Genomic DNA, 26,709 nt, shown 5'->3' on the forward strand with positions numbered 1-26,709 from the left:
CCCCACCCGCAACCCCTCAAGACCCCACCCCGCACACCCCCATATCCACACGAAGGAATCTCCCCATGAGCAGCAACTCCCGCCTCCGCAAGCTCGGCGACCGCGAGGCCGGCCCCGGCCGCCCCGTCTACGTCACCGGCGAGATCGGCATCAACCACAACGGTGACCTGGAGAACGCCTTCGCGCTGATCGACGCCGCCGCCGACGCCGGCTGCGACGCGGTGAAGTTCCAGAAGCGCACCCCGGAGATCTGCACCCCGCGCGACCAGTGGGACATCGAGCGCGACACCCCCTGGGGCCGGATGACCTACATCGACTACCGCCACCGCGTGGAGTTCGACGAGGACGGCTACCGCGCCATCGACGACTACTGCAAGAAGCGCGGCATCGCCTGGTTCGCCTCCCCCTGGGACGTCGAGTCCGTCGCCTTCCTGGAGAAGTTCGACGTGCCCTGCTACAAGGTCGCCTCCGCCTCCCTCACCGACGACGAGCTGCTGCGCGCCATGCGCGCCACCGGCCGCACCGTCATCCTGTCGACCGGCATGTCCACCCCCAAGCAGATCCGGCACGCCGTCGAGGTCCTGGGCAGCGACAACATCCTGCTCTGCCACGCCACCAGCACCTACCCGGCCAAGGCCGAGGAGCTCAACCTGCGCATGATCAACACGCTGCAGGAGGAGTACCCCAACGTCCCGATCGGCTACAGCGGCCACGAGACCGGCCTGCAGACCACCCTCGCCGCGGTCGCCCTCGGCGCCACCTTCATCGAGCGCCACATCACCCTCGACCGCGCCATGTGGGGCTCCGACCAGGCCGCCTCCGTCGAGCCCGGCGGCCTGTCCCGCCTGGTCCGCGACATCCGCACCATCGAGGAGTCCCTCGGTGACGGCGTCAAGAAGGTCTACGACAGCGAGCGCGGCCCGATGAAGAAGCTGCGCCGGGTCGCCGGCGTGGTCGCCGAGGCGGAGGCCGCCGGCGCCGAGCCGGCGGCGGTCTGACGGCCCACGAGCCACACACGGGAGCCATGGTGAGCTCACCTGAAGGGACCCGCGCCGCGCCCGTCACACCCGGCGCCGGGATCCCGCCCCAGGAGACGACGGGTACTCCCGCCCGTCGTCTCCTGGGGGTGCCGCGGCAGCGCCACCGCACCGCACCCTCGGGTCACGGGCGGCGCGAGGCCGCCCCGGACTCCGCCACCCTCGCCTTCGTCGAGAGCCCGGTGCAGCTGCTGAACGTCCTGGAATGGGCGCACGCGGCGACGGCGGCAGACGGCCGCGGCGGCCCCGCCGACACCGGCCGGCCCACCGCGGCCCCGCTCGCGCTCACCGTCGTCGTGCTCTCCCCACACGACCCGATGACCCGCGGCCAGCTGCGCAGGATGGCCGAACTCGCCCGCGACGAAGGCCATACGGTGCGCTGGGAGGAGGCCCGCGGCGGCCCCACCGCCCCGATGCGGACCGTCGGCGGGCTCACCCCGCTGCTGCGCCGCGCCCACCGCGTCGTCATCGGCGACCCGTTCTCCCGCTACGTGCAGCTGCTGCTCACCCTCACCAAGGCACGCGACCTGGTGGTGGTCGACGACGGCACCGCCACCATGGAGTTCATCTCCCAACTCGCCCGCGGGGAGCGGCTGGTGCGCTGGCACCGGCACGGCAGCGGCCGCGGCCCGCGGGACCTGGTCTTCGCGCCGTTCTCGGCCACCGCCCGCCGCCGGCTCACCCCGGCACCCGAGGGCGGCCGACGCACCGTCGGGCTGTTCAGCTCGATGCCGGTCGAGGCCCCGCCCGGCGTGCACGTCACCACCAACGAGTTCGCCTGGACCCGGGCGCGCTTCGGACCGCCCCGGGTCATGGGCGCCGCCGACATCGTCGGCACCTCGCTGGTGGAGACCGGCGTCGTCGACGCCGACCGCTACCTGGAAGCGGTCGGCACGCTGGCCCGCCGGCACGGCGCCAGCCGCTACTTCGCACACCGCCGCGAGAGCACCGAGAAGCTGCGCCGGCTGGCCGGCGAGACCGGCCTGGAGGTCGTACGACCCGACCTGCCGCTCGAACTGATCGCCCGGCGCGGGCCCATCGGACGCCTGATCGTCAGCTTCCCCTCCACCGTCGTGCACACCCTGCCGCTGGCGCTGCTGGGTACACAGGTGAAGGTGGCGGTCTGCGACATCGATCCGCAATGGCTTACGGCCAACGCCTCACCGCGCGCACAGGGGTTCCTCGACGGGGTCACCGGAACCGCCCGTGACGTGCAACGACTCCCGTTCACCCAGCGGATGGCCGCCGGATGACGCCCGTGCGAAGCCGTACTTCATACCCTTCCCATAAACCGTCCATGCGCCGAGCGGGCTAGATTTTCTTCCCCTAAGGGGCTGAACTTTTGTTGATCGAGGGACAGTTGCCCCATTGGGACCCGTAACCTTCAACAGGTGAACCAACTGATGTCCCTCGATACCGACGACGCCGACGCCCCCGCCGACACCGCCGGAGGGGCCTCGCTCCCCGGCGCCCTGCCGGACGCACTGGGCGCCGAACTCACCGCTTTCCGCCGCGACTTGCACCGGCACCCCGAGCTGGGCAACCAGGAGTTCAGGACCACCGCGGCGATCAAGGAGCGCCTGGAGCGGGCCGGGCTGCACCCCCGCGTCCTGGCCACCGGCACGGGCCTGATCTGCGACATCGGTACGGACACCGCCGCCGACGTCCCGCTGCTGGCCCTGCGCGCGGACATCGACGCCCTGCCCATCCCGGACACCAAGACCGTCGAGTACGCCTCCACGATCCCCGGCCGCGCCCACGCCTGCGGCCACGACGTCCACACCACCGTCGTCCTCGGCGCCGGCCTGCTCCTGGCCGAGCTGGCCCGCGCCGGCGCGCTGCCCCGCCCGGTGCGGCTGATCTTCCAGCCCGCGGAGGAGGTGCTGCCCGGCGGCGCCCCCGACGCGATCGAGTCCGACGTGCTGCAGGGCGTCGGCCGGATCCTGGCCGTGCACTGCGACCCGCGCGTCGACGCCGGCCGGATCGGGCTGCGCACCGGCCCGATCACCTCGGCCTGCGACCGGCTGGAGGTCGTCCTGGACGGGCCCGGCGGCCACACCGCCCGCCCGCACCTGACCACCGACATGGTCACCGCCGCCGCCCGGGTCGCCCTCGACGTGCCCGCGCTGATCGCCCGCCGGGTCGACGCCCGCGCCGGGCTCGCCGTCACCTGGGGCCGGCTGGCGTCCGGGCACGTCTGCAACGTGATCCCGCAGCGCGCCGAGCTGGCCGGCACCGTCCGGTGCCTCGAGCTCGACGCCTGGCGCAAGGCCCCGGACCTGGTGCACGCGGCGATCGACGAGGTGGCCGGCCTGTACGGCGCGAAGTCGCAGATCAACTACGTCCGCGGGGTGCCGCCGGTGGTCAACGAGGCCGAGAGCGCCCAGCTGCTCATGGACGCCATGGCCGCCCGGCGCGGCATCCACAGCGTCGAGAACACCGAGCAGTCCCTGGGCGGCGAGGACTTCTCCTGGTACCTCGAACACGTTCCCGGAGCCATGGCCCGCCTCGGTGTCCGGCCGCCCGGCGAGCTCAGTCGACACGATCTCCACCGCGGCGACTTCGACGTCGACGAGCGGGCGATCCAGGTCGGCGTGGAGCTCTTCACGGCCGCCGCGCTGCTGTCCCGCGGTTGAGTCAGACCGACAGAATCGAACAATTCCGGCCGCCGTCGATCGCCTCGACGGCGGCCGTGGTGATCGTCCGGGCGTCGTACGCCTCGAATCGATAACGGCTTTCCACCTGCCCTTTACCTGGCATCTACGCGCGTTACGATTCCGCGGAATCAGCGCCAATGGAGGCGCTACGAGTCGAAGGGGCCCCTCGTGCACCGGGTATCCAAGATCGTTGCCGCGGGCATCGCCACCGCGGCCCTCTCCGTTTCACTGACCGCCTGCGGCGAGTCCTCCACCGAATCCGGTGGCAAGGGCAAGGGCGTCGGACTCGCCTTCGACGTCGGCGGCCGGGACGACCACTCGTTCAACGAGGCGGCGGCTCGTGGCGTGGACAAGGCCGAGAAGGACCTCGGTGTGCAGTCCAAGATGATGACCGCCAAGAACGGCGAGACCGAGGCGGACCGCGAGCAGCGGCTGTCCTCGCTGGCCGAGGCGGGCTTCAACCCGGTCATCGGGGTCGGCTTCAACTACGGCAAGTCCGTGAACAAGGTCGCCAAGAAGTTCCCGAAGACCACCTTCGGCGTCGTCGACTCCCCCTCCGAGGCCAAGAACGTCTACGGCATGGTCTTCGCCGAGCACGAGGGCTCCTACCTCGCCGGTGTCGCCGCCGCGCTGAAGAGCAAGACCCACAAGGTCGGCTTCATCGGCGGTGTGAACAACGCGCTGATCCAGAAGTTCCAGGCCGGCTTCGAGCAGGGCGTCAAGGACACCGACCCCAAGGCGAAGGTCACCTCCGAGTACCTCTACGCCAACGACGACAAGGGCTTCAACGACCCGGCCGCCGCGAAGGGCAAGGCCAAGGGCATGCTCGACGGCGGGATCGACGTCATCTACACCGCCGCCGGCCAGTCCGGCAACGGCTCGATCGAGACGGTCGCCGGCAAGAAGGGCGCCTGGGCGATCGGCGTCGACTCCGACCAGTACCTGCAGCCGGGTCTGGCCAAGTACAAGAGCTCGATCCTCACGTCGGTGATGAAGAACGTCGACGTGGCGGTGTACGACCTGGTCAAGAGCGTCAAGGACAAGAAGCCGCTGGGCGGCAACAAGGCGTACACGCTCAAGGACAACGGCGTGCGGCTGTCCACCTCGGGCGGCTTCATCGACGACATCCAGGCCAAGATCGACGCGGCGAAGAAGAAGATCGCGTCGGGCGAGGTCAAGGTCAGCGACACGCCGGCCAAGTAATTCCATCGCGGGTCGGGTGCGGCGGCCGACACGCCGCCGTACCCGACCCGTTCGCCGGACCGACCCGGCGGCCAGGCGATGTTCCGGCGTCAACGCTACGCGCGTAGCGTGGAGTTGGCGCGATATCGTCACCTCCCCGCTCCTCCTTACCACTCCCTGCTCCCGAGGAGAGTGCGCCATCAAAGCGTCCAGCAGTCCCCAGGCAGACAGCGCCCCCGCCGCGGCACCGGCGGTGGAACTCCGCGGGATCACCAAGCGGTTCCCGGGTGTCGTCGCCAACCACGACATCGACATCACCATCCGCCGCGGCACCGTGCACGCGCTGGTCGGCGAGAACGGCGCCGGCAAGTCCACGCTGATGAAGATCCTCTACGGCATGCAGAAGCCGGACGAGGGCACCATCAGCATCGACGGCGAACAGGTCAACTTCCACAGCCCGGCCGACGCCATCGCCCGCGGCATCGGCATGGTGCACCAGCACTTCATGCTCGCCGACAACCTCACCGTGCTGGAGAACGTCGTTCTCGGCGGCGAGAAGCTGCACGGCATCGGCGGCCGGGCCCGCGCCGAGATCCTCAAGATCTCCGACCGCTACGGCCTCGGCGTCCGCCCCGACGTCCTCGTCGAGGACCTCGGTGTCGCCGACCGCCAGCGCGTGGAGATCCTCAAGGTCCTCTACCGCGGCGCCCGCACCCTGATCCTCGACGAGCCGACCGCCGTGCTGGTCCCGCAGGAGGTCGACGCGCTCTTCGACAACCTGCGCGAGCTCAAGGCCGAGGGCCTGACCGTCATCTTCATCTCCCACAAGCTGGGCGAGGTGCTCTCGGTCGCCGACGACATCACCGTCATCCGGCGCGGCACCACCGTCGCCTCCGTCGTGCCCAGCGAGACCACGCCCAAGCAGCTCGCCGAGCTGATGGTCGGCAGCGAACTGCCCTCGCCGCAGACCCGCGAGTCCACCGTCACGGACGTGGAGATGCTCCGGGTCGAAGGGCTGAGCCTGGCCACCGCCGACGCGGAGGGAGTCGAGCGCACCGTCCTGAACGACGTGTCGCTGACCATCCGCAAGGGCGAGGTCCTGGGCATCGCGGGCGTGGAGGGCAACGGCCAGGCCGAACTGGTCGAGGCCATCATGGGCATGCGCGACCCCGACAGCGGCACCATCACGCTGGACGGCATCGACATCAGCCACCTGCCCACCCGCACCCGGCGCGAGGACGGCATCGGCTACATCCCCGAGGACCGCCACCGGCACGGCCTGCTGCTGGAGGCCCCCCTGTGGGAGAACCGCATCCTGGGCCATGTCACCGAAAAGCCCAACGCCAAGGGCCGGCGGCTGGACCTGAAGGCCGCCCGCGCCGACACCGAGCGGATCGTCCGCGAGTACGACGTCCGCACGCCCGGCATCGAGGTCACCGCGGCCTCCCTCTCCGGCGGCAACCAGCAGAAGCTGATCTTCGGCCGCGAGATGAGCCACCACCCCAAGCTGCTGATCGCCGCGCACCCCACCCGGGGCGTGGACGTCGGCGCCCAGGCGCAGATCTGGGACCAGATCCGCACCGCCCGCCGCGAGGGCCTCGCCGTACTGCTGATCTCGGCCGACCTGGACGAGCTGATCGGCCTGTCCGACGGCCTGCGGGTGATGTACCGCGGCCGGCTCGTCGCCGACGCGGACCCCGCCACCATCACCCCGGAGGAGCTGGGCTCGGCCATGACCGGCGCCGCCAGCGGCCATCTGACCCATTCCGACAGCGACACCGCCGCAGACTCGGAGCCGCGCTCGTCCCAGGAGGGAGAGTCCGAGTGAAGAAGCTCGACAAGAACAAGCTGATCCTGGGCATCGCCGCGCCCGTCCTGGCGATCGTCGCGGCGCTGGCCATCACCTCGGTGATCATCCTGGCCACCGGCAAGGACCCGATCCACGCCTACACCGTGATGGCCGACTTCGGCTCCAAGAGCGACAGCCAGGTCTGGATCATCAACAAGGCGGTCCCGTACTACCTGTCCGCGCTGGCCGTCGCCATCGGCTTCCGGATGAACCTGTTCAACATCGGGGTCGACGGCCAGTACCGCATCGCGGCGTTCTTCGCCGCGGTGGTCGGCGGTGCGCTGACCCTCCCCGGCTTCCTGCAGATCCCGCTGATCATCATCGTCGCGATGCTGGTCGGCTCGGTCTGGGCCGGTATCGCGGGTCTGCTGAAGACCACCCGCGGCGTCAGCGAGGTGATCACCACGATCATGCTGAACGCCATCGCGGCCGCCGTCATCGGCTACTTCCTCCAGGACGGCCGGCTCGCGATCAAGGACGGCAACCTCTTCCACACGCCGAACCTCCCGGCCTCCAGCCACTTCTTCACCATCCCCACCCAGCCCGCTCCGCTCGACGGCTTCCTCGTCGTCGCCGTCATCGTCGGCTTCGTGTACTGGTTCGTGCTGGGCCGCACCCGCTTCGGCTTCGACCTGCGCACCGTCGGCCAGTCGGAGTCCGCGGCCGAGGCCGGCGGCGTCAACGTCAAGCGGATGATCGTCACCTCCATGCTGCTCTCCGGCGCCGCGGCCGGCCTGATCGGCATGCCGACGCTGCTCGGCGTCTCGTACAACTACGGCACCGACTTCCCCATCGGCATCGGCTTCACCGGCATCGCCATCGCGCTGCTGGGACGCAACCACCCGATCGGGATGGCCGCCGGCGCACTGCTGTGGGGCTTCCTCGAACGCACCGGCACCCAGCTCGAGTTCGAGGACTACGAGCAGGAGATCGTCGGCGTGATGCAGGGCGTCATCGTGCTGTGCGTCGTCATCGCCTACGAACTCGTGCGCCGCTACGGCCTCAGACTCCAGCAGCGGCAGGTCGGCGAGGAGCTCGCCGCCCAGGCCCGCAAGACCGAGAAGGCGGAGGTGGCCTCGTGAGTACGAACCTCACGGCTCCGGTCGACCAGAGCCCCCATCACCACAAGCCCAAGACCCCCCGGGCCAAGCTCAGCTACCCCAAGATCCTGCTGATCATCTCGGGCAGCCTGATCCTGCTGTCCCTGCTGCGGATCGTCACCGGCGCCAACAACCTGACCGAATCGGGCCAGTACATCGCCGCGCTCAACGCCGCCGTGCCGATCGGCCTGGCCGGCCTCGGCGGCCTGTGGGCCGAGCGCTCCGGCGTCATCAACATCGGCCTCGAAGGCATGATGATGCTCGGCGCCTTCTCCGCGGGCGCGGTCGGCTGGCAGCACGGCCCCTGGGCCGCGGCGCTGGCCGGCGTCGTCGGCGGTGCGCTCGGCGGACTGCTGCACGCCCTGGCCACCGTCACCTTCGGCGTCGACCACATCATCTCCGGCGTCGCCATCAACATCATGGCGCTCGGCCTGACCCAGTTCCTGGCCAAGCTGTGGTTCGGCGCGGACGGCAGCGCGGCCGCGGCGGCCGGCGGCAACGACAAGCAGTCGCCGCCGATGCCGGACATGCCGACGTTCACCGTCCCCGGTCTGTCGGACTGGCTGCACTCCATCGAGCAGCACCACTGGTTCCTGGTCTCCGACACCGCCGGCATCGCCGGCTCCCTGGTCACCAACGTCTCCTGGCTGACCGTGGTGACCGCCGTCCTGTTCGTGCTCACCTTCTACGTCCTGTGGCGCTCCGCGTTCGGCCTGCGGCTGCGCTCCTGCGGCGAGGGCCCGATCGCGGCCGAGTCGCTGGGCGTCAACGTCTACCGCTACAAGTACGCGGCGGTGCTGGTCTCCGGCGCACTGGCCGGCCTCGGCGGCGCGTTCCTGGCGATCTACGTCCACATCTACCAGGACGGCCAGACCGGCGGCCGCGGCTACATCGGCCTCGCCACCATGATCTTCGGCAACTGGCGGCCGGGCGGCGTCGCCATGGGCGCCGGCCTGTTCGGCTTCATGGACGCGCTCCAGCTGCGCGGCGGCGGCCCCACCGTCCACGCCCTGCTGCTCCTGCTCGCCGTGCTGCTGGTCGGCCTGGCGCTGTGGAAGCTGCGCGGCGGACAGCGCACCCAGGCCGTGCTCAGCCTGGTCGCGGCCGCGCTGCTCGGCCTGTGGTACGCCACCACCGACACGGTCCCGCTGGAGATCGTCGGTGTCGCCCCGTACATCGCTACGCTGCTGGTGCTCTCGCTGGCCGCGCAGCGGCTGCGGCCACCGAAGGCGATCGGCAAGATCTACCGAAGAGGCCAGGGCAAGTGACCACAGCTCCCGACTGGGAGTCACTGCGCGCGCAGGCCCGGGACGCGATGTCCCGGGCCTACGCCCCGTACTCCGACTACCCCGTCGGCGCGGCCGCCCTCGTCGACGACGGCCGCACCGTCACCGGCTGCAACGTCGAGAACGCCTCCTACGGCCTGGGCCTGTGCGCCGAATGCGGCCTGATCTCCGCCCTGTTCGCCGGCGGCGGCGGCCGCCTCACGGCCTTCACCTGCGTCGACGGCGCCGGCGAGCTGTTGGTCCCCTGCGGCCGCTGCCGCCAGCTGCTGTGGGAACACGGCGGCCCGGAGCTCCTGGTGGACACCCCGGCGGGCATCCGCCCCCTGTCGGACCTGCTGCCGGACGCGTTCGGGCCGGGGCATTTGGCGGGGTGAGATGGACGGGTACGGGTACGTACCCGTACCCTTCGAGGATGGGAAGGAGCACGACGATGTCCGATGCCAATATCCGCCTCCCCGAAGAGGCCAAGGACCGGCTTGCCGCGATCGCGGCAGCCGAGGGTCTGTCGCTGCGCGCCTACCTGGCCCGACTGGCCGAGACCCTGCTGACCCCGGCCGAGCGCGCCGAGCGCGCGGAGAAGGCTCTGGCCACGCTGAAGAAGTGGAATGGCTACGCCCCGACGCCGGCCGAGCAGAAGGACCTGGACAGTGAGCTGGACCGGCGCCTGGCCGAGGTGACCGGCCAGTGAGTGAGATGCACATCGTGCTGGATGAGACAGCGATGGCCGCGGCCGGCCAGGGAAACGTTCTCGCCTCCCGTCTCATCCACCGTGCGCACGCCGAGACCGGCTGGTTCCTCTACGCGCCCTCCTGCGCGCTGGTGGAAGCAGACCGGGCCCGGCCGGGAACGGCCGAGCACCTGGCGGCGCTGCAGGGCATCACCGTGCTGGACTTGGACCTGCCCGCCGCGCTGGCGGTCGCCCAGAAGATGACGTGGGCCGCGGCGCACAGTCAGTTCGCCGCACAGCCGACTCCCGAGCGGCCCGATGGGGCGATCATTGCGACCACCGCTCCCAAGCGGTGGGAAGGCCAGCCGGTCCGGGTGCTGGACCTCACCCCCTGACACGCTGGACATGGTCTGCTGTGGCCCCGCCGTACGGCGGGGCCACAGTGCGTCATGGGGCCGCGCCGGGTGGCCCGCTCTAAGAGGGCGACAGCCCTTGTCGTACGGCCCTAGGGGTGCCATCGCCCCCTTAGGGCATGGCACCCCCGCCACCCACCCCCGCCACCCACCCCCGCCACCCACCCCCGCCACCCACCCCCGCCAACTCGGGGACGCCGGGGCTTCGTGGCGCTCGCACCCCACGTGCGCTCAGTTCCTGCCGTGCAGGTGACCTGTTGAGGTGTCACTTCCTATCGCTACGGCTGTGAACTGCGGTTCGCGACCCGATGTCTACCTCCAGCCGTCCAGCGATACCTGTTGCCCGTCGGTCAGGTAGTGATGAAGAGCGCTGGCGGTGGTGTCGACGAACTCGTCGGGGATGGCATCAGCGTCGACCCAGCACACCTGGTCATGCTTCCGCGGTTCCCGGTTCTCGGGTTCGCCGGTCCATTCGTGGGCGGCGAAGACGACGGTGAGGAAGCCGTTAGGGGCTTCGACGCCCCAGGCGCCGTGGATGATGTGGGCGACCTTCAGCGCCTCGGGCTTCACGATCAGGCCGGTCTCCTCGTACAGCTCGCGTACGGCGGTTTCGGTGACCGGCTCGCCGGGCTCGCTCTTGCCGACGGGGAGGTCCCACATCCCTTGTGCGAACTTGGCGCCCTGGCTGCGCTGAAGGAGGACGACACGGTTGGCGGCCGTGTCGTGGACGATGACGGCGGCGACCAGCACGGTCATGGCTTCGAGGGCGGGCTTGAGCACTTTGGGCTGGTCGTCGGTCTTCGGCTGAGCCACGGTGGATCCCTTCGTCGGCCGGTTGATCGGCAGCTTAGGCCAGCGCTTCTCGTGCGCGGCGGGCAAGTTCGGTGGCGCCCGGTACTTTGCGCCGCTGGTAGACGGCAAGGGTTGATCTGAGCGATGTGATCGCCTTGCGCGTCCGGTCGGAGGTCATGCCTTCCATGAGGCTCAGGGCCTGGGACCAAGCGGCGACGGCTTCGTCGGCGCGAGCCTGGGCGGCGAGGCTGTCACCGAGGTCGGCATAGGTGAGGGCGTGGACGCGTTTGTACTTCTGAGGGTCCCAGCGGATGAGGGCGTCGCGGTGCTGCTGCTCGGTGCCGATGTGGTCGGCTAGGTCGGTCAGGGTGCGGGCGGTGTGGCTGGCGACGGTGCCGGCGGCCGGGCCGCTGACGCGGGAGTAGCTGGGCTGAGGTCCGTCGTAGCGGATGAGGGCATCTTCGGCAGCGAGGAGGGCGCGGGCTGCAGCGGGCTTCTCACCAATAGCGGCGTATGCGCGGGCGTGGGTGATGTGGAGGAGGGCTTCGGTCCGGCCATCGATGTGGTTGAGGCCGCGGGTGAGCGCGGCGGCAGCGAGGTCGACGCAATGGCGGGGCTGCTTGAGGCTGAGGGCCTGGTGGGCGAGGGCACGCATCATCCAGGCCGCATGCCCGTAGGGGTCCGCTTCGCAGGCGAGTTGGTAGCCGACCTGGTAGTAGCGCTGGGCGGCGCCTTCCTGGCCGAGGTCGTGGTGCTTCCAGCCGGCCAGATAGGCGAGTTCGGCGACCGCGCCGAAGGCGGCTCGGCGTAAGGCGTCGCTGGGGAAACGTCCGCGGAGCATGGGGGCTGCGGTGTCGGCGAGATAAGCCGTGACGGTGGTCAAGCCATGGCCACCGCCGAGGCGTTCGTCGGCCGCACTGAAGGCGGTGGTGATCTGACGTACGACGTCCACATCCTCCCCGCCGACCATGGCCGCTCCGGTGCGTGCGCGGAGCATGCGGGCGGTGGCCTCATGGTCATAGGCGAGCGGCATGGCGACGCCGGCGGTGGTGAAGGCGGCTAGCGCGAGGAAGCGGCGGCGTTCCACATCGGCGCGGCCAAGGTCGGTGGCGGTGAGGACCGGGTCCGGATCCATTTTCGTCGAATCGTGGGCCTCGGCTGGGCGCAGGCCAATCTCGGTCTGGGTGATGGTGCGGCCTGCTCGGCGAGACAGCACCTCGGCGAGGTACTGGCCAGCACGTCCGGTGGGCTGCCGGGTGCCGTTCACCCAGTGTGAGATGGCCGACTTGTTGGTTTGGAGGATCTCGCCGTTCTCTGCAGCGACGCGCCGTACGCCCTTGGCCAGGGCCTCGTATGTGCAGCCAGCCGCCTCGATGGTGTCGCGCAAGCGGGAGTTGGGTTCTCTCTGCGCTGCCACGATCGCCTCCCGTCCGGAGCTGTAAACCGCGTATACCGCTTCAACTGCCTCTCACCGTAGCAACCGTGAGTGACGGCAGGTTCACTAAACATCACCCGTCCGGAACGTCGGCACTCCCCCCGAGGGGGGTCGACAGGCCACATGCAGGACCCCCGCGATCGGGCGAACGATCCGGGGGCGTGGCCATCAACTATCAGGGAGTTGACAACATGCGCAACGCTACAGCGAGGTTCTTAGTCCTGCTGTTGCGGCTGCTCTTACCCGCGCGAGGCTGCCACCGATGCATCGGTGCACCGCCGGCCACGAGGCACGAGGACGCGCCGACACTCATGCTTCCCCGCGGTCCCATCCGGCAGCCGTGGCCGCTCCACGGAGAGGACTCGGCTCTGATCCGTCCGTACGTCCTCACGCCCGAGGAACGGCAGGAGCGGCGATTGCAGCACGGTCGGCGGCAGATGCTGTGGCCCACCCTGCACGGGTACGACGCGAGGCTGCGCTCGGTTCACGGGGTGGAGGTGATGGGCTGATGCCCCGCATCTGTCGCTCCGTTCATCTGTGGGAACCGATGCCGGCGCCGGAGCCCGACCCGGTTCCCGGGTGCGACGTGTGCTTCGCCCTGGCCGAGCAGCGTGCGAAGGCGCACGCCAACGGGGACAAGTCGAAGGCGACCGATTGCAACATCGAGATCCGCCGTCACCCCCACCCGAAGGAATGCGGCCGCGATTGAGCACAGACATCCGCCCTCGGCGGGGACCACCCAGGGCGCCGGTACTCCCTCACGGCCGACAGCCCAACCGATGGCGGAGCCCGATCCGTGGCGACGGACGGGCAACTCCCCGCGCCCAGCCGGGCCGGGAACGACGAGAGAAAGGGGGCGCGGCATGGCCGCGACCGCTGAGATCGAGAGCGCCACGTCCGCTACGCACCTCACCCACACTCGCCCCTGGGGGGCCGGCCGACTCGCGCCGTACCCGACCACATTGCGCCGCCCGCACGTTACGGTGACCGTCGACCCGGCCACACAGCTCGGCGTGTTCCGCGACCACGCCGGCCAGGTGGTCGAGATGGGCAAGCACGGCACCAGCTCCGGCACCGAGACCTCCACGACGACGAACTCGGACTCGCAGAACGACCAGGGCCACGACCAGGACAGCCAGCAGGACTGATGCCTGTGACCGAGGACAGGCCGGTACTGGTGGCCACCGAGGCGGACGATGTCACCGCCGACATGGTGATCACACAACTCAACCGGCGAAACGTGCCGGTGGTCAGGTTCAACCCCGCCGACATCGGCGGATGCCTGACGGTCTCGGCTCGGTTCGGCACCCGCCCGGCCCCCGTGGCCGGGCAGGTGCGCACCTTGTCGAGAACCGTCGACCTGGATCACGTGCGAGCGGTGTACTGGCGCCGCCCCGTCTGGCCCGATTTCCCGCACCTGAGCGACGAGGACGCGCGGTTCTCTGCCGCGCAGGTTCGGTACGGACTGGGCGGCACCCTCTACGCCCTCGACGGCCCACTATGGGTCAATCATCCCCTTCGTAATGCGGCGGCCGACTACAAGCCTGCTCAACTCGCCGTCGCCCAGCGGCTTGGTCTCACAGTGCCGCCGACCCTCGTGACCAATGACCCCGATGAAGCCCGGGAGTTCATCGCCGCACACGGTCAGGTGATCTACAAGACCCTGCGGTGGACCCCATACGAGCGAGACGGAGTTCCGGTAACGGGGTGGGCGGACCCGGTCGCCGTCGAGGAGATCGATGACAGCGTGCGCGTGACACCGCACCTGTTCCAAGCCCGCGTGGACAAGGTCGCCGATGTGCGGGTGCTGGTGGTCGGTGGGCGAGCGTTCCCCGTGCGGATCGACTCCGACCTCCTGGACTGGCGCAAGGACTACTCCGCCCTCTCCTACAGCGTTGCAGACCTGCCAGGCCACGTGGTCAAGGCGCTCCATGCCTGCTTGGACCATTTCGGGCTGGTGTCCGGGAGCTTCGACCTCGCCGTTGACCAGGCGGGTGACTACTGGTGGCTGGAGCTGAATCCGAACGGCCAATGGGGGTGGCTGGAAGAGAAGACCGGCCTGGAAATGTCCGCCGCATTCGCCGACCTGCTGACCCGAGGAGGGCCCCATGACGGAAACCGCATCCGAGCGACGTTCCCTTGCTGACCGGCTGGAGAAAGCCGGGGTCCTTACGACCCCCCAGTGGCGGGCGGCGGTCGAAGCCGTACCGCGTGAGCTGTTCTTGCACCCCGGGGTCTTCCTGCCCGTGGACGGTGGCCGCTGGCGACCGGTCACAGCAGTGGGGGCCGACCCGGCGGAGTGGGCGGAGATCGCCTACAGCGACCAGTCCCTGACCACTCAGCTCGACGGACAGCTCACCGCGGACCAGGCCGCCGGCCTCGTGACAGGCACGCCCACGTCCTCGTCCACCATCCCCGCAACCGTAGTCGGCATGATCGAGAGCCTGGATGTGGAGGAGGGGCACCAGGTGCTGGAGATCGGCACCGGCACCGGTTACTCCTCGGCCCTGATGTGCCACCGGCTCGGCGAGGACAACGTCACCACGGTCGAGGTGGACCCCGAGGTGGCGGCCCGGGCCGACGCCGCGCTGGAAACAGCGGGGTTCTCGACCTGGACCGTGACAGGGGACGGTCTCCTGGGGCATCCCCACCGCGCCCCGTACGACCGGGTGATCGCCACCTGCGCAGTCCGCCGCATCCCCCACACCTGGATTCGACAGACCAAGCCAGGCGGCACCATCCTTGCGACCGTCGGCTCCTGGCCCTACGGTACGGGCCTGGCAAAGGTCACCGTGGGCGAGAACGGGACCGCCGAGGGCCGGATCATCGGCCGTTCCTCGTTCATGCAGGCTCGGGCGCAAGCCGTGGTCCCGCCGGCCGGCGACCTCTCCGCGCGCACGGCCTACGCCGACAGCGAGCGTGCGGCGAAGGTGCCGCCGGTCGTGCTGGAGGAGTGGATGCCCGCCTTTCTCGCCCAGCTTGCCGCGCCCGGCGCACACCTCGTTCGCGCGTCGACGAGCGAGGGACTGGCGCTCCTGTGCCTCTTCGACCCCGAGCGCGAGTCCTTCGCCCAATTCACGCCTGACGGTGATGGCTGGCGCGTCCGTCAGGGCGGCCCGGTGGCCCTGTGGGACGACATCGAGCAGGCTCTCACCGCATGGCGGGACGCGGGAAGCCCCGACATCACCGCCGTACAGCTCCAGATCGACAACAGGGCCCACACATATGGGATCGAGGGCAGCCGGTCGCTGCGCTGGCGCCATCGCCTCGCGTGAACGATCGCGAAGTGATCAACCTTGGGGGCCCATTACCCTCTTACCCCCGGGGGGAGCAGCCGCCGAAGCGTAGGGATGCCGAGATGGACGAAGAACCGCTGTCGGAATGGGCGGAGCGCCGTGACGCGAAGGTCGGACGGCTCCGCGCAATTCCCCTCGTCACCGGTGAGGGCCCCAAAGGCTCGCATCTGAACCCGGACGCACCCCGTGCCATCCAGCGGTGGAACGGATACTCCTGGGAACCCCACGGCTTCGCGTCCAACCTCGCCGAGGCAAAAAGGATCTTGTACCCCGAGGTCATCGAGCCCCCGGCCGCGGGGCCGGCGCCCCAGCTCGGCGCAGGCACGGGCAGGCACCGCAAGCCCCAGGCGCCAAGGCCCGAGCGCTAGGGACCGCGCCTGGCCCCACCGCGAACCCTCCGCCCCTCCGCGTCTGGTCACCCCGCGTCTATGCGTGTAGAACGGACCTACCCGTTCGAAAGGAACCGTCCATGGACGCCATCTCCGTCATCCGCACCAAGCGCGACCACGGCGAACTGACCCCCGAGCAGATCGACTGGGTCATCGACGCCTACACCCGCGGCGAGGTCGCCCATGAACAGATGTCGTCCCTGGCGATGGCCATCTTCCTCAACGGCATGAACCGCAAGGAGATCGCCCGCTGGACCGCCGCCATGATCGCCTCCGGCGAGCGCATGGACTTCTCCGGTCTGCCCCGACCCACCGCCGACAAGCACTCCACCGGCGGTGTCGGCGACAAGATCACCCTCCCGCTCGCCCCGCTCGTCGCCGCCTGCGGTGCCGCCGTGCCCCAGCTCTCCGGCCGCGGCCTCGGCCACACCGGCGGCACCCTCGACAAGCTGGAGTCCATCCCCGGCTGGCGCGCCCAGCTGAGCAACGAGGAGATGCTCGCCATCCTCCGGGAGGCCGGCTCGGTCATCTGCGCCGCCGGCGACGGCCTGGCCCCCGCGGACAAGAAGCTCTACGCGCTCCGCGACGTCACCGGCACCGTCGAGTCCATCCCCCTCATCGCCTCCTCGATCATGTCCAAGAAGATCGCCGAGGGCACCGGCTCCCTGGTCCTGGACGTCAAGGTCGGCTCCGGCGCCTTCATGAAGAACCTCGACGACGCCCGCGAACTCGCCTCCACCATGGTCGAGCTGGGCACCGACCACGGGGTGCGGACGGTCGCGCTGCTCACCGACATGGCCACCCCCCTGGGGCGGACCGTCGGCAACGCCCTCGAAGTCCGCGAATCCGTCGAGGTGCTGGCCGGCGGCGGCCCCCGGGACGTCGTCGAGCTGACCCTCGCGCTCGCCCGCGAAATGCTCGACGCGGCCGGCCTCCAGGACGCCGACCCGGCCAAGGCGCTGGCCGACGGCTCCGCCATGGACCACTGGCGCCGCATGATCGCCGCCCAGGGCGGCGACCCCGACGCCCCCCTGCCCGTGGCCCGTGAGCAGCACACCGTCACCGCCACCGAAACCGGCACCCTCACCGCCCTCGACGCCTACGCGGTCGGCCTCGCCGCCTGGCGCCTGGGCGCCGGCCGCGCCCGCAAGGAGGACCCGGTGCAGGCCGGAGCCGGCATCGAACTCCACGCCAGGCCCGGCGACCACGTCACCGCCGGCCGGCCCCTGCTGACCCTGCACACCGACACCCCCGAGAAGATCCCCTACGCCCTGGACGCCCTCGCCGGCGGCATCGTCATCGGCCCGGAGGGCACCGCCTTCACCGCGGGCCCGGTGATGCTGGAGCGCATCGGCTGACGGCCTCAACTCCCCGGTGCCCACCGCCCGTTGATGTCGGGCGGTGGGTGCCGTCGCACTCCGGTCTGATTCCGGAATCGGCCTCCGGAACCTGTGACACCGCGGCCCGGCGCGCCCACCGCGTCCTGCCGCCCGCGCCGGTACGCGAAGGGCCCGCCCCACCAGGACAGGTGGCGGGGCGGGCCCTCCGGCTCGTGGAGCGGTTGCTACGCGGCCTTCCCCAAGTGGAGCAGTCGGCGCTCGACGACCGCCTTGCGCGTGGCGTACAGCGTGATCGAGGCGGCGCCCAGCATCGCGGCCAGCCCCAGGACGACGGTGCCGTCCCAGCCGACCGCGTGGAAGGCGGCGGCACCGAGCGCGCCGCCCAGGCTGCTGCCGACGTAGTACGCGCACTGGTAGAGCGCCGACGCCTGGGCGCGGGCCGTCTTGGCGGTACGGCTGACCGCGGACGAGGCCACCGCATGGCCCGCGAAGAAACCGGCGGTGATCAGAACGAGGCCCGCCAGCACCGCGGCCACCGAGTCGGCGAGCGTCAGCAGCAGACCCGTCGACGTGGTGCCGACCGCCAGGTAGAGGGCGCCACGCCGGCCGACCCGGGCCACCAGCTGGCCGGCCGCGGCCGAGGAGACCGTACCGACCAGGTAGACCACGAAGATCGAACCGACGATGCCCTGCGGGAGGTGGAACGGCTCGGACACCAGGCGGTAGCCGATGACCGTGTAGACCGCGCCGAAGACCGTCATGAACAGCGCGCCGATGCCGTAGAGGCGGCGCAGGAGGGGATCGGAGAGGTGACCGCCCAGGGTTCGGGCCAGCGCCCGCGGGCCCACCGAACGGGACGTGAAGTGCCGGGCCTTGGGCACCAGCAGCCGGAACGCCACCGCGCACAGCACCGCCATCACACCCACCGCGCCGAGCGCGGCCCGCCAGCCCCAGGCCTGGGCGACCCAGCCGGTCACGATCCGGCCGGACATCCCGCCGATGCTGTTGCCCGCCACGAACAGACCGATGGCGCCCACCAGCGCCTTGGCGCGTACCTCCTCCGCCAGGAAGGCCATCGCCGAGGCCGGCAGCCCGGCCAGCGCGACGCCCTGGACGGCGCGCAGCGCGATCAGCGCGCCGATCGACGGCGCGAACGGCACCAGCAGCGCGATCAGCGTGGCCACCGAAAGGGACACGGTCATCAGCGTGCGCCGCCCGAACCGCTCGGAGACGGCGCTGAGCGGGATCACCCCGAGCGCCAGGCCGAAGGTGGCCGCGGACACCGTCCAGCTCGCCTGGTCCGGGCTCACCCCGAGGTCGCTGGAGATCGCGGGCAGCAGCGCCTGCGTGGAGTAGAGGAGGGCGAAGGTGGCCACTCCGGCGGCGAAGAGGGCGAAGCTCATCCGGCGGTAGCCGGGGCCGCCCGGCCGCAGCTTGCCCGACTCGGGGTCGGACGCGGCGGCGGAGGAAGAGGAGTCTGTGGACGACTGGGGAGAGGCGGCCGCACGGTCGGTGACGGACGCCCCGGTATCAGCGGGAGGCATGCTTCGAAGGTAGGCCCGGCCAGTTCATGCGTCCAATGCATGGAAACTGCATAATCGATTCTGTGATGCATGAGCGCAGGTCGCAGGGGTCGCTGTTGCAAGGTCGCAACAGAAAAGAAGTGCTGGGGGACAAGCGCACCGGCGCGGACACCGGCGCGGACACCGGGGAGGCCGCCGAACTGGGCGGCGACTCGTGGGCCACGCTCCTCGCCCCGCGCATCGCCCAGTTCACCGCCGTCGCCCGGCACGAGCACGTCACCCGCGCCGCGCAGGAACTCGGCATGCCGCAGCCGACACTCAGCCGCGCCATCGTCCGCCTGGAGGACGACCTCGGCGTCGCGCTCTTCGCCCGGCACGGCCGCACCCTCTCCCTCACCCCGGCCGGACGGGCCTTCCTCGCCTCCACCGAGCGGGCGTTGACGGACCTGGAGCGCGCGACGGAGTCCGTACGCGCCGACGTCGACCCCGCGGCCGGGAAGGTCGCCTTCGGCTTCCTGCACACCCTCGGGTCCGAGACCGTCCCCGGCCTGATCCGCAGCTTCCGCACCGACCATCCGCGGGTGCGCTTCCAACTCGTCCAGAACTACGGCGAGGCGATGATCGAGCGGCTGCGCGCCGGCGACCTCGACCTGTGCCTGACCTCGCCCGTCCCGGACTACCCGGACCTGGTCGCCCGCCGGCTCGACGAGCAGAAGCTGCGCCTGGTCGTACCGGACGAGCATCCGCTGGCCGCGCGCAAGCGCATCCGGCTCGCGGAGGCCGCCGGCGAACTGTTCGTCACCCTCGAACCGGGCTACGGACTGCGCCGGATCACCGATGCGCTGTGCGCCGAGGCGGGCTTCACCCCGCGGATCGCCTTCGAGGGCGAGGAGGCCGAGACGCTGCGCGGCCTGGTGGCGGCCGGCCTGGGCGTCGCCCTGCTGCCACCACCCGCCGTACCGCGCCCCGGCGTCGTCGAACTGACCGTGACGGCCCCCCGCGCGGTCCGGGAAATCGGCGTGGCCTGGCTGGACGGCCACCCCGACACCCCACCGGTGGCCGAGTTCAAGAAGTTCCTCCTGAGCCGCCGCGGAAGACTCCTTCCCCGCTGACCGAGAGGGAGGGGGCGCCCGCCCGGGGCCAGGCGCGGCAGGCCATCCCGCTCAATGTCTCAGCGACGCCCCGAAGCCCGAGGCCAGCGGCATCCGCAGGCCCAGGGGAGGGGGTGCGGCCAGGGCGTCCTTGACGGGGCGGGCGTAGTCGCGGGTGAAGAGCGAGCCGAGCAGGAAGTCGGCGGCCAGGGCGTGGACCTCGGCGCGGTGCTGGTGCAGGGAGTGGCCGTCGGAGTGGACCTCGAAGCGGCAGGTGTCGCGGTTGACCTTCTTGGCGCGCTCGGCGTAGCGGTACGACAGGTCGGGGTCGTGGCGCTCGTCGTTGGTGCCGTGGACGAGGAGGACCTGACGGCCGATGAGTTGCTTCACCGGATCGGGCTGCCCGTTGTGGCGGAGGGGGTCGGGCAGCCAAGGGGCGATCGCCAGCACGGAGTTGACGGCGGGGTGTCCCGCGGCGTGCAGGGCGGCGCGGGCGCCCATGCCCGTACCGACGAGGCAGACCGGGACGTCGCCGTAGCGGCGCACCACCTCGTCCAGGGCCCAGGCGGCGTCGCAGGCGGGGTGGGCCTCGGTGCCGTTCCAGCCGCGGCAGCGGTAGTGCACGATGTGGGCGGTCAGGCCCTCGCCGCGGCCCGCCTTCGCCAGCCGGGCCGCGAGCGGGCGTACCGCCAGTGCGGATACCGGTGACGGGCGCCGCACCCCGGTCGGTCCGCCTCCGGGCAGTAAGAGGGCGACCCCGCTCACCGCCTTCGCGGTTCCGCCCGCTCCCAGCGGTTTTCCCAGCCGGGCCTCGCGCGTCGGCAGTGCTTGCTGAGCCATGACGAGAACGATGGCAGAAGGAGGCGTGCGCGCCACCCTGCGTACGGGTCACTGTTACGTATCGTTCGGTGAGATCTACGCGCGTAGGGGCTAGAGTGCCGAAATGACGAGCGAGACCACCACCCTTCCGACCCCTGAACAGATCCGCCGCGCCCCCAAGGTGCTGCTCCACGACCACCTCGACGGCGGCCTGCGCCCCGCGACGGTCGTCGAGCTGGCCCGCGCCAACGGCTACGAAGGACTGCCCGAAACCGATCCGGAGAAGCTCGGGATCTGGTTCCGCGAGGCGGCCGACTCCGGTTCGCTGGAGCGCTACCTGGAGACCTTCGCGCACACCTGCGCCGTCATGCAGACCCGCGACGCGCTGGCCCGGGTGGCCGCCGAGTGCGCCGAGGACCTGGCCGCCGACGGCGTGGTCTACGCCGAGATCCGGTACGCGCCCGAGCAGCACCTGGAGCAGGGGCTGACCCTCGAAGAGGTCGTCGAGGCGGTCAACGAGGGCTTCCGCGAGGGCGAGCGGCGGGCCCGCGAGAACGGCCACCGCATCCGCGTCGGCGCCCTGCTGACCGCCATGCGGCACGCCGCCCGCGCCCTGGAGATCGCCGAACTCGCCAACCGCTACCGCGACAGCGGCGTCGTCGGCTTCGACATCGCGGGCGCCGAGGCCGGCTACCCGCCCACCCGCCACCTCGACGCGTTCGAGTACCTCAAGCGCGAGAACAACCACTTCACCATCCACGCCGGTGAGGCCTTCGGCCTGCCGTCGATCTGGCAGGCGCTGCAGTGGTGCGGCGCCGACCGCCTCGGCCACGGCGTCCGGATCATCGACGACATCGAGGTCGCCGACGACGGCTCGGTCAAGCTCGGGCGGCTCGCCTCGTACGTACGGGACAAGCGCATCCCGCTGGAGATGTGCCCCACCTCCAACCTCCAGACCGGTGCGGCCCCCTCCTACGCGGAGCACCCCATCGGCCTGCTGCGCCGGCTGCAGTTCCGGCTCACGGTCAACACCGACAACCGGCTGATGAGCGGCACGAGCATGTCGCGGGAATTCGAGCACCTGGTCAAGACATTCCGATACACGCTCGACGACATGCAGTGGTTTACTGTCAATGCGATGAAATCAGCGTTCATTCCTTTCGATGAACGTCTCGCCATGATCAATGACGTCATCAAGCCCGGTTACGCGGAACTGCGGGCCGAATGGCTCTTCCGCCCGGCGGTCACGACCGCGCCTGTGAGCAGCGGTTCTGACTCCGAGTAACGGGGTAGCGCGAGTCTATAGCGTAACGGCCGGTGGCATGTCCACCGGCCGTTTTTGCTTTCCTCGTGGCTGTTTGCGGCGCCGGTTGCCGCCTCACTAGGTTGATTTGCCGGTCAAGCCCCCATCAATTGAGGACGTAATTCGATGAAGCAGGGAACCATCAAGACCCTCGGTGTCGCCGCTGTCGGTGCCGCCATCGCCGTCACCGCCGCGGGCGCCGCCAGCGCCGCGCAGGTGGGCACCCCGGACGCCAAGGGCGTGCTCAAGAACCTGCCGGTGAAGGACACCGGCAAGGTCCTCAAGGGCGCCAAGACGCCGGTCGGCAACGTCAAGACGCCGCTGAACTCCCAGGGCAACCTGCTGGGCGGCCTGCCGACCAACGCCGTCTCCAAGGCCCTGGGCAGCTGATCCCGCTCCCCGCTCCGTCCTCCAGGGACGCGTGACGTGCCGTGCCCCGGCCGTATGCCCTCGCAGATACGGTCGGGGCGCCGTCATGTCCGGGCCGGGCGCTGCCGCGGCGGGCTACCAGCCGGCGGCGCCGGCGGCGCCGGCGGCGCCGGCGGCGGCCTTCTGCTCCGAGGGCAGGAGTATCCACAGTGCGAGGTAGACCAGGAACTGCGGGCCGGGCAGCAGACATGACACCAGGAAGATCACGCGCATCGTCGTCGGGGTCGTGCCGAAGCGACGGGCCAGGCCCGCGCACACTCCGGCGATCATTCGGTTGTTGCTCGGGCGGACCAGTGCGGCGGCCATGATGGGCGGCTCCTTTTCGACTTCGTGGGGCGTTTGCCCCGATGTCTCAAAGGTAGGTTCGGCCGCCCGACAGCGCGTCAGCCTGCGGAGCCAGTCCGACCCTGGGGACCCTCGGGGTCGCACCCCCGAGGTCCTCGTACCGGCGGCGGAGCCGGGACCGGGCCCCAGGGACGACCAGCAGGTGCACCAGCGCCACTCCGAGGGTGTTCAGCAGCACCGCGTCGACGTCGGGGACCCGCCCGGGTACCCCTGACTGCAGCAGCTCGATGGCCAGCGCGATCATCGCGCCGGCGAAGGTCGTACGGGTCAGCGACACCAGCGGCGAGACGTTCAGCCGCCCGGCCGAGAGCGGGAGCAGCACCCCCAGCGGCGCCAGCAGCAGCACCGGGCCGCCCAGGTGCCCCACCGCCTCCCACGTCAGGCCGTGTGCCAGCTCGGCCCTGATCGTCTCCAGCGGCTGGAGGTTCGCGGCGGGCACCCATGGCACCGAACGAGGGCGCAGCGTGAGCCAGCCGACGGTCAGCAGATGCGCCACGAGGAGAAGGAGTCCGGTGACGCGCATACGGGGGGCGGCGGTGGTGCCGGGGCCATGACGCTGCACAAAGGCCAGGACGCCGGTAGTGGGGGCCGCGGTTCCGCCCCATTGCACCCGTCTTGGCCGCGCCGCCCCACGGCTGCCGGCTCGCTCAGTCCCGCTGCGACATCGGGTCCCCCCACCCGGCGTGTTCCGCGATGTCCGGGTGGGCCAGCACATCGGCGGAGCAGTCGTAGCGGTGCGCCGTGTCGTCGCCCGGTCCGCCCAGTACGGCCGCGTGCGTACGGCCCAGCGCCGGGCTCGCGCCGTAGGTGCACACCAGCTGCGCCAGCGCGAAGGACGGCAGGTCGTCCGGCCGGATGCTCAGCCGCAGCGCCTCCGCCGGGTCGCTGGGGCGCGGCCCGTCGACCTTCAGCCCCTGGGGCAGCGCGCTGCTGAACCCGGCCGTCTCCTCGTCCGCCGACGGTGTGCGCTGCAGCTCGACCAGGAGCGTACGGGCGGCCCGCAGCCGCGGATCGGCGGCCGACGTGTCCTTCGACGGTGTGGTCCGTTCGACCTGCACCAGCGCCGCACCGCACACCAGATAGACGGCGGTCTGTGTGCCGCCGGTCGTGGCGGGCGCCTCTTCGCCCGGCACCTCGCAGCTCACCCGCGAGGGCGCGCCGCCCGCGTCGACGGGCACGGACGTGCCCCGGATCCCGCAGCCCGCGGCGGCCAGCGCGAGTGCCGCCGCACCGGCGGCGCGCCGCCACCTCCGTCCGGTCGGTGTCATCGCTCGCCCTCCGTACCCCGGCCTGTGGCGTCGTCGTCGCCGGTCAGCCGGGAGGCGTCCATCGGCAGTCGCAGGGTGAAGACCGCGCCGCCTTCGGGGAGGTTTGCCGCGGTGATCTCGCCTCCGTGGATGTGCGCGTTCTCCAAGGCGATCGACAGGCCCAGGCCGCTGCCGTCGGACCGCGGGCGGGACGCGCTCGCCTTGTAGAAGCGGTCGAAGACGTGCGGAAGGACCTCTTCCGGGATGCCGGGCCCGTGATCGCGTACGCGGATCACCAGCTCGCCGCTGCCGGGCCGGCCGGTGTCATCGGTCTGCTCGGCGGGCCCGTCGGCGGCGCTCTCGGGCGCCTGTGCCGCGCCGGGCACGGCCGCACCACCGGCCTCGTCCTCGCCGGCCGCGTCCCGTACGCGCTGCTCGCCCCCGTCCTCCGTGTGGACCGACACCCGCACCGGCGAGCCGCCGTGCTTGAGGGCGTTGCCGATGAGGTTCGCCAGGATGACGTCGAGGCGCCGCGGGTCCAGCCGGGCCACGATGCCGCGGTCCGCGTCCAGGTCCACCGCGTCCAGCCAGGCCCGCGCGTCGATACAGGCGGTGACCTGGTCGGCGACGTCGACGTCGTCCAGCACCAGCCGGGCCGTCCCCGCGTCGAAGCGGGTGACCTCCATGAGGTTCTCCACCAGGTCGTTGAGCCGGCGGGTCTCGCTGACCACCAGCTGGACGGCGGGCGCGATCATCGGGTCGAGGGAGTCGGCCTCCTCCTCCAGCACCTCGGAGACCGCGGTGATCGCCGTCAGGGGCGTGCGGAGTTCGTGCGACATGTCGGCGACGAAGCGGCGGGAGGCCGCCTCACGGGCGCTCAGCTCCTCGACCCGCTGCTGGAGCCGCTCCGCCGTACGGTTGAACGTACGCGACAGATCGGCGAGTTCGTCCGTGCCGGTCACCCGCAGCCGGGTCTCCAGCCGCCCCTCGCCCAGCTGCCGCGCCGCATGCCCCAGCCGCTGTACGGGCCGCAGCACGGTCGTCGCGGCGGCCTGGGCCAGGAGGGCGGAGCCGACCAGCGCCAGCGCGGTGGCGATGCCGAGCGACCAGGCCAGCGAGTTGAGGTCCTGCCGCTCGGCGGCCAGCGACTTCATCATGTAGCCGGTCGGTCCGCCGCCGATCACCTTGGCGCCGGCGACGAGGTAGGGGGTGTCCCCGACCTGCTTGCGCTGCCAGTACAGATGGTGCGCGGAGGGGTTGGACTCGTCGACCGGACGCACTTCGTTGACCGCGCCGCGCAGCGCGTCGGGCACGCTGCGCAGCGTCAGCAGGTCCTTGTCCGTGGTCGCCGCGCAGTCCTTGCCCTCGCGGTCCACGCCGATCAGCAGCACCGCGTAGTTCTGCGGCCCGCCGGCTATCTGCCGCGCCGCGTCCTGCAGTTCCGTGCACCGGGGGCGCAGCGGCAGCGACCGCGTGCTGTCCTCCAGCGACTTGCGGAAGTCCTTGAGGACGGCGTTCTGGGTGCGGTCCAGGACGGTGTTGCGGTTGAGCCAGTAGGCGATGCCGGACGCGGAGACCGCGGCGGTCAGCGCCACCAGGGCGAAGACCACGACGAGCCGCAGCCGCAGGCTCGTCCAGCGCAGCAGTCCCGAGGCCCGGCCGAGCAGACGCGGCACCTGCCGTGCGGACGCGGCCGTGGCGTCCGTGCTGTCGTCGGCCGTCCCGCCGCTGTGGGAACGTTCCGTCACTGCGGGGAGTCCAGCCGGTAGCCGACACCGCGGACCGTGCGGATCAGCGTCGGCGAGGACGGTACGTCCTCCACCTTGGCGCGCAGCCGCTGCACACAGGCGTCCACCAGGCGGGAGTCGCCCAGGTAGTCGTGCTCCCACACCAGCCGCAGCAGCTGCTGCCGGGACAGTGCCTGGCCGGGCCGGCGGCTCAGCTCCAGCAGCAACCGCAGCTCGGTCGGGGTCAGTTGCAGATCCTCGCCGTTCTTGGTGACGGTCATCGCCGAGCGGTCGATGACCAGCGAACCGAACGTCGCCGAGTCGCTGGACTCGCGCTCGCCGCGGCGCAGCACGGCCCGGATGCGGGCGTCCAGCACCCGTCCCTGGACCGGTTTGACGACGTAGTCGTCGGCGCCGGACTCCAGTCCCACCACGACGTCGATGTCGTCGTTGCGCGCGGTGAGCAGGATGATGGGCAGCTGGTCCGTACGCCTGATCCGCCGGCACACCTCGAAGCCGTCGATGCCCGGCAGCATCACATCCAGCACGATCAGGTCCGGGCGCTGCTCGCGCAGCAGCTTCAGGCCGTCCTCGCCCGTCGCCGCGGTCACCACACGGTGACCCTGGCGGGACAGCGAGAGTTCGAGGGCCGTGCGGATGGCGTCGTCGTCCTCGATCAGCAACAGGAAAGGCACGGCAGCCATTCTGTCCCATGGATGCCTGGACATCGACATGCCTCGGGTGGGTCGTGCTGTCTCGGGTGCGTCGTGCTGTCTCGGGTG

Annotated in this window: 27 protein-coding genes; 18 read left to right on the forward strand and 9 right to left on the reverse strand. The window is 70.9% G+C overall.

Annotated features, from left to right (window positions below; translation table 11 throughout):
* The first annotated feature begins 65 nt into the window (after window positions 1–65).
* The 10 genes from ACFWZH_RS05055 (at window position 66) to ACFWZH_RS05100 (ending at window position 10,173) form a co-directional block, all read left to right on the forward strand.
* A complete protein-coding gene (locus ACFWZH_RS05055; RefSeq protein ID WP_384425513.1) occupies window positions 66–998 on the forward strand; it encodes an N-acetylneuraminate synthase family protein in 933 nt (310 codons plus the stop codon).
* A 26-nt stretch (window positions 999–1,024) separates the two neighbouring features.
* Complete coding sequence (locus tag ACFWZH_RS05060) at window positions 1,025–2,290, forward strand: hypothetical protein (protein WP_384425516.1); 1,266 nt, start codon at window positions 1,025–1,027, stop codon at window positions 2,288–2,290.
* A 150-nt stretch (window positions 2,291–2,440) separates the two neighbouring features.
* On the forward strand, window positions 2,441–3,673 hold the full coding sequence (locus tag ACFWZH_RS05065) for an amidohydrolase (RefSeq protein ID WP_384425665.1): 1,233 nt from the start codon (window positions 2,441–2,443) through the stop codon (window positions 3,671–3,673).
* A gap of 189 nt (window positions 3,674–3,862) precedes the next feature.
* Window positions 3,863–4,897 (forward strand): BMP family protein, encoded by a 1,035-nt coding sequence (locus ACFWZH_RS05070; protein ID WP_384425519.1) that lies wholly within the window; start codon window positions 3,863–3,865, stop codon window positions 4,895–4,897.
* A gap of 178 nt (window positions 4,898–5,075) precedes the next feature.
* On the forward strand, window positions 5,076–6,704 hold the full coding sequence (locus tag ACFWZH_RS05075; protein ID WP_384425668.1) for an ABC transporter ATP-binding protein: 1,629 nt from the start codon (window positions 5,076–5,078) through the stop codon (window positions 6,702–6,704).
* Window positions 6,701–7,807, forward strand: a complete 1,107-nt coding sequence (locus tag ACFWZH_RS05080; protein WP_384425521.1) for an ABC transporter permease — start codon at window positions 6,701–6,703, stop codon at window positions 7,805–7,807. Before ACFWZH_RS05075 ends, ACFWZH_RS05080 begins: the two co-directional genes overlap by 4 nt.
* Window positions 7,804–9,093, forward strand: coding sequence for an ABC transporter permease (locus ACFWZH_RS05085; protein WP_384425524.1), 1,290 nt, complete (start codon window positions 7,804–7,806; stop codon window positions 9,091–9,093). Before ACFWZH_RS05080 ends, ACFWZH_RS05085 begins: the two co-directional genes overlap by 4 nt.
* Complete coding sequence (locus ACFWZH_RS05090) at window positions 9,090–9,485, forward strand: cytidine deaminase (protein ID WP_384425527.1); 396 nt, start codon at window positions 9,090–9,092, stop codon at window positions 9,483–9,485. The genes ACFWZH_RS05085 and ACFWZH_RS05090 overlap by 4 nt, the downstream gene beginning before the upstream one ends.
* A 56-nt stretch (window positions 9,486–9,541) precedes the next feature.
* On the forward strand, window positions 9,542–9,799 hold the full coding sequence (locus ACFWZH_RS05095; RefSeq protein ID WP_384425530.1) for a hypothetical protein: 258 nt from the start codon (window positions 9,542–9,544) through the stop codon (window positions 9,797–9,799).
* A gap of 5 nt (window positions 9,800–9,804) precedes the next feature.
* Complete coding sequence (locus ACFWZH_RS05100) at window positions 9,805–10,173, forward strand: hypothetical protein (RefSeq protein WP_384425669.1); 369 nt, start codon at window positions 9,805–9,807, stop codon at window positions 10,171–10,173.
* Between the two features lie 330 nt (window positions 10,174–10,503).
* On the opposite strand, the gene ACFWZH_RS05105 is transcribed toward ACFWZH_RS05100, so the two are convergent.
* Entirely contained in the window at window positions 10,504–11,037 is a 534-nt protein-coding gene (locus tag ACFWZH_RS05105) for an NUDIX domain-containing protein (protein ID WP_384425671.1), read from the reverse strand.
* A 1-nt stretch (window position 11,038) separates the two neighbouring features.
* Window positions 11,039–12,400 carry a tetratricopeptide repeat protein gene (locus ACFWZH_RS05110; protein WP_384425531.1) on the reverse strand — a complete coding sequence of 454 codons (1,362 nt, stop codon included), beginning with the start codon at window positions 12,398–12,400 and terminating at the stop codon, window positions 11,039–11,041.
* Window positions 12,401–13,281: 881 nt separating this feature from the next.
* Here ACFWZH_RS05110 and tgmA point away from each other — a divergent pair.
* The 5 genes from tgmA (at window position 13,282) to ACFWZH_RS05135 (ending at window position 17,461) form a co-directional block, all read left to right on the forward strand.
* Window positions 13,282–13,566 (forward strand): putative ATP-grasp-modified RiPP, encoded by a 285-nt coding sequence (gene tgmA, locus ACFWZH_RS05115; protein ID WP_384425534.1) that lies wholly within the window; start codon window positions 13,282–13,284, stop codon window positions 13,564–13,566.
* Complete coding sequence (gene tgmB / locus ACFWZH_RS05120; protein WP_384425536.1) at window positions 13,566–14,564, forward strand: ATP-grasp ribosomal peptide maturase; 999 nt, start codon at window positions 13,566–13,568, stop codon at window positions 14,562–14,564. The genes tgmA and tgmB overlap by 1 nt, the downstream gene beginning before the upstream one ends.
* Window positions 14,527–15,693, forward strand: a complete 1,167-nt coding sequence (tgmC, locus tag ACFWZH_RS05125; RefSeq protein WP_384425538.1) for an ATP-grasp peptide maturase system methyltransferase — start codon at window positions 14,527–14,529, stop codon at window positions 15,691–15,693. Before tgmB ends, tgmC begins: the two co-directional genes overlap by 38 nt.
* A gap of 83 nt (window positions 15,694–15,776) precedes the next feature.
* Window positions 15,777–16,082 carry a DUF6087 family protein gene (locus ACFWZH_RS05130; protein WP_384425540.1) on the forward strand — a complete coding sequence of 102 codons (306 nt, stop codon included), beginning with the start codon at window positions 15,777–15,779 and terminating at the stop codon, window positions 16,080–16,082.
* 101 nt (window positions 16,083–16,183) lie between these two features.
* Window positions 16,184–17,461: a thymidine phosphorylase gene (locus ACFWZH_RS05135; RefSeq protein ID WP_384425541.1), complete on the forward strand. Its 1,278-nt coding sequence runs from the start codon at window positions 16,184–16,186 to the stop codon at window positions 17,459–17,461.
* 206 nt (window positions 17,462–17,667) lie between these two features.
* Here the strand turns inward: ACFWZH_RS05135 and ACFWZH_RS05140 are convergent, their stop codons facing one another.
* On the reverse strand, window positions 17,668–18,987 hold the full coding sequence (locus tag ACFWZH_RS05140) for an MFS transporter (protein ID WP_384425544.1): 1,320 nt from the start codon (window positions 18,985–18,987) through the stop codon (window positions 17,668–17,670).
* Between the two features lie 95 nt (window positions 18,988–19,082).
* Here ACFWZH_RS05140 and ACFWZH_RS05145 point away from each other — a divergent pair, with 95 nt between their 5' ends.
* Window positions 19,083–20,078 (forward strand): LysR substrate-binding domain-containing protein, encoded by a 996-nt coding sequence (locus ACFWZH_RS05145; protein ID WP_384425547.1) that lies wholly within the window; start codon window positions 19,083–19,085, stop codon window positions 20,076–20,078.
* A gap of 51 nt (window positions 20,079–20,129) precedes the next feature.
* Here ACFWZH_RS05145 and ACFWZH_RS05150 read toward each other — a convergent pair whose 3' ends face one another.
* Window positions 20,130–20,897 (reverse strand): alpha/beta hydrolase, encoded by a 768-nt coding sequence (locus ACFWZH_RS05150; RefSeq protein WP_384425549.1) that lies wholly within the window; start codon window positions 20,895–20,897, stop codon window positions 20,130–20,132.
* Between the two features lie 103 nt (window positions 20,898–21,000).
* Between ACFWZH_RS05150 and ACFWZH_RS05155 the strand changes: the two genes are divergently transcribed.
* Entirely contained in the window at window positions 21,001–22,161 is a 1,161-nt protein-coding gene (locus ACFWZH_RS05155) for an adenosine deaminase (protein WP_384425552.1), read from the forward strand.
* Window positions 22,162–22,305: 144 nt separating this feature from the next.
* Window positions 22,306–22,569 (forward strand): hypothetical protein, encoded by a 264-nt coding sequence (locus ACFWZH_RS05160; RefSeq protein ID WP_384425555.1) that lies wholly within the window; start codon window positions 22,306–22,308, stop codon window positions 22,567–22,569.
* Between the two features lie 114 nt (window positions 22,570–22,683).
* Here ACFWZH_RS05160 and ACFWZH_RS05165 read toward each other — a convergent pair whose 3' ends face one another.
* The 5 genes from ACFWZH_RS05165 to afsQ1 all read right to left on the reverse strand — a co-directional run bounded on the left by ACFWZH_RS05165 (window position 22,684) and on the right by afsQ1 (window position 26,622).
* The gene (locus ACFWZH_RS05165) at window positions 22,684–22,914 is read right to left on the reverse strand and encodes a PspC domain-containing protein (protein ID WP_384425557.1); all 231 of its coding nucleotides are present in this window, start codon (window positions 22,912–22,914) and stop codon (window positions 22,684–22,686) included.
* Window positions 22,915–22,960: 46 nt separating this feature from the next.
* Window positions 22,961–23,476 carry a VanZ family protein gene (locus ACFWZH_RS05170; RefSeq protein ID WP_384425673.1) on the reverse strand — a complete coding sequence of 172 codons (516 nt, stop codon included), beginning with the start codon at window positions 23,474–23,476 and terminating at the stop codon, window positions 22,961–22,963.
* 124 nt (window positions 23,477–23,600) lie between these two features.
* Window positions 23,601–24,221, reverse strand: coding sequence for a hypothetical protein (locus ACFWZH_RS05175; protein ID WP_384425558.1), 621 nt, complete (start codon window positions 24,219–24,221; stop codon window positions 23,601–23,603).
* A complete protein-coding gene (locus ACFWZH_RS05180; RefSeq protein ID WP_384425560.1) occupies window positions 24,218–25,948 on the reverse strand; it encodes an ATP-binding protein in 1,731 nt (576 codons plus the stop codon). Before ACFWZH_RS05180 ends, ACFWZH_RS05175 begins: the two co-directional genes overlap by 4 nt.
* Window positions 25,945–26,622 carry a two-component system response regulator AfsQ1 gene (gene afsQ1 / locus ACFWZH_RS05185; protein WP_026169550.1) on the reverse strand — a complete coding sequence of 226 codons (678 nt, stop codon included), beginning with the start codon at window positions 26,620–26,622 and terminating at the stop codon, window positions 25,945–25,947. Before afsQ1 ends, ACFWZH_RS05180 begins: the two co-directional genes overlap by 4 nt.
* Window positions 26,623–26,709 lie beyond the last annotated feature (87 nt).

The sequence above is a fragment of the Streptomyces sp. NPDC059008 genome (assembly GCF_042749045.1).
In the GTDB taxonomy this organism is placed as follows: domain Bacteria; phylum Actinomycetota; class Actinomycetes; order Streptomycetales; family Streptomycetaceae; genus Streptomyces.

What these genes read in the sequence shown, in the direction of transcription:
- ACFWZH_RS05055 (WP_384425513.1), top strand. Translation starts at nt 66, where the DNA reads ATGAGCAGCAACTCCCGCCTCCGCAAGCTCGGCGACCGCGAGGCCGGC.
- ACFWZH_RS05060 (WP_384425516.1), top strand. Translation starts at nt 1,025, where the DNA reads ATGGTGAGCTCACCTGAAGGGACCCGCGCCGCGCCCGTCACACCCGGC.
- ACFWZH_RS05065 (WP_384425665.1), top strand. Translation starts at nt 2,441, where the DNA reads ATGTCCCTCGATACCGACGACGCCGACGCCCCCGCCGACACCGCCGGA.
- ACFWZH_RS05095 (WP_384425530.1), top strand. Translation starts at nt 9,542, where the DNA reads ATGTCCGATGCCAATATCCGCCTCCCCGAAGAGGCCAAGGACCGGCTT.
- ACFWZH_RS05100 (WP_384425669.1), top strand. Translation starts at nt 9,805, where the DNA reads ATGCACATCGTGCTGGATGAGACAGCGATGGCCGCGGCCGGCCAGGGA.
- tgmA (WP_384425534.1), top strand. Translation starts at nt 13,282, where the DNA reads ATGGCCGCGACCGCTGAGATCGAGAGCGCCACGTCCGCTACGCACCTC.
- tgmB (WP_384425536.1), top strand. Translation starts at nt 13,566, where the DNA reads ATGCCTGTGACCGAGGACAGGCCGGTACTGGTGGCCACCGAGGCGGAC.
- tgmC (WP_384425538.1), top strand. Translation starts at nt 14,527, where the DNA reads ATGACGGAAACCGCATCCGAGCGACGTTCCCTTGCTGACCGGCTGGAG.
- ACFWZH_RS05130 (WP_384425540.1), top strand. Translation starts at nt 15,777, where the DNA reads ATGGACGAAGAACCGCTGTCGGAATGGGCGGAGCGCCGTGACGCGAAG.
- ACFWZH_RS05135 (WP_384425541.1), top strand. Translation starts at nt 16,184, where the DNA reads ATGGACGCCATCTCCGTCATCCGCACCAAGCGCGACCACGGCGAACTG.
- ACFWZH_RS05140 (WP_384425544.1), bottom strand. Translation starts at nt 18,987, where the DNA reads ATGCCTCCCGCTGATACCGGGGCGTCCGTCACCGACCGTGCGGCCGCC.
- ACFWZH_RS05150 (WP_384425549.1), bottom strand. Translation starts at nt 20,897, where the DNA reads ATGGCTCAGCAAGCACTGCCGACGCGCGAGGCCCGGCTGGGAAAACCG.
- ACFWZH_RS05155 (WP_384425552.1), top strand. Translation starts at nt 21,001, where the DNA reads ATGACGAGCGAGACCACCACCCTTCCGACCCCTGAACAGATCCGCCGC.
- ACFWZH_RS05160 (WP_384425555.1), top strand. Translation starts at nt 22,306, where the DNA reads ATGAAGCAGGGAACCATCAAGACCCTCGGTGTCGCCGCTGTCGGTGCC.
- ACFWZH_RS05165 (WP_384425557.1), bottom strand. Translation starts at nt 22,914, where the DNA reads ATGGCCGCCGCACTGGTCCGCCCGAGCAACAACCGAATGATCGCCGGA.
- ACFWZH_RS05170 (WP_384425673.1), bottom strand. Translation starts at nt 23,476, where the DNA reads ATGCGCGTCACCGGACTCCTTCTCCTCGTGGCGCATCTGCTGACCGTC.
- ACFWZH_RS05175 (WP_384425558.1), bottom strand. Translation starts at nt 24,221, where the DNA reads ATGACACCGACCGGACGGAGGTGGCGGCGCGCCGCCGGTGCGGCGGCA.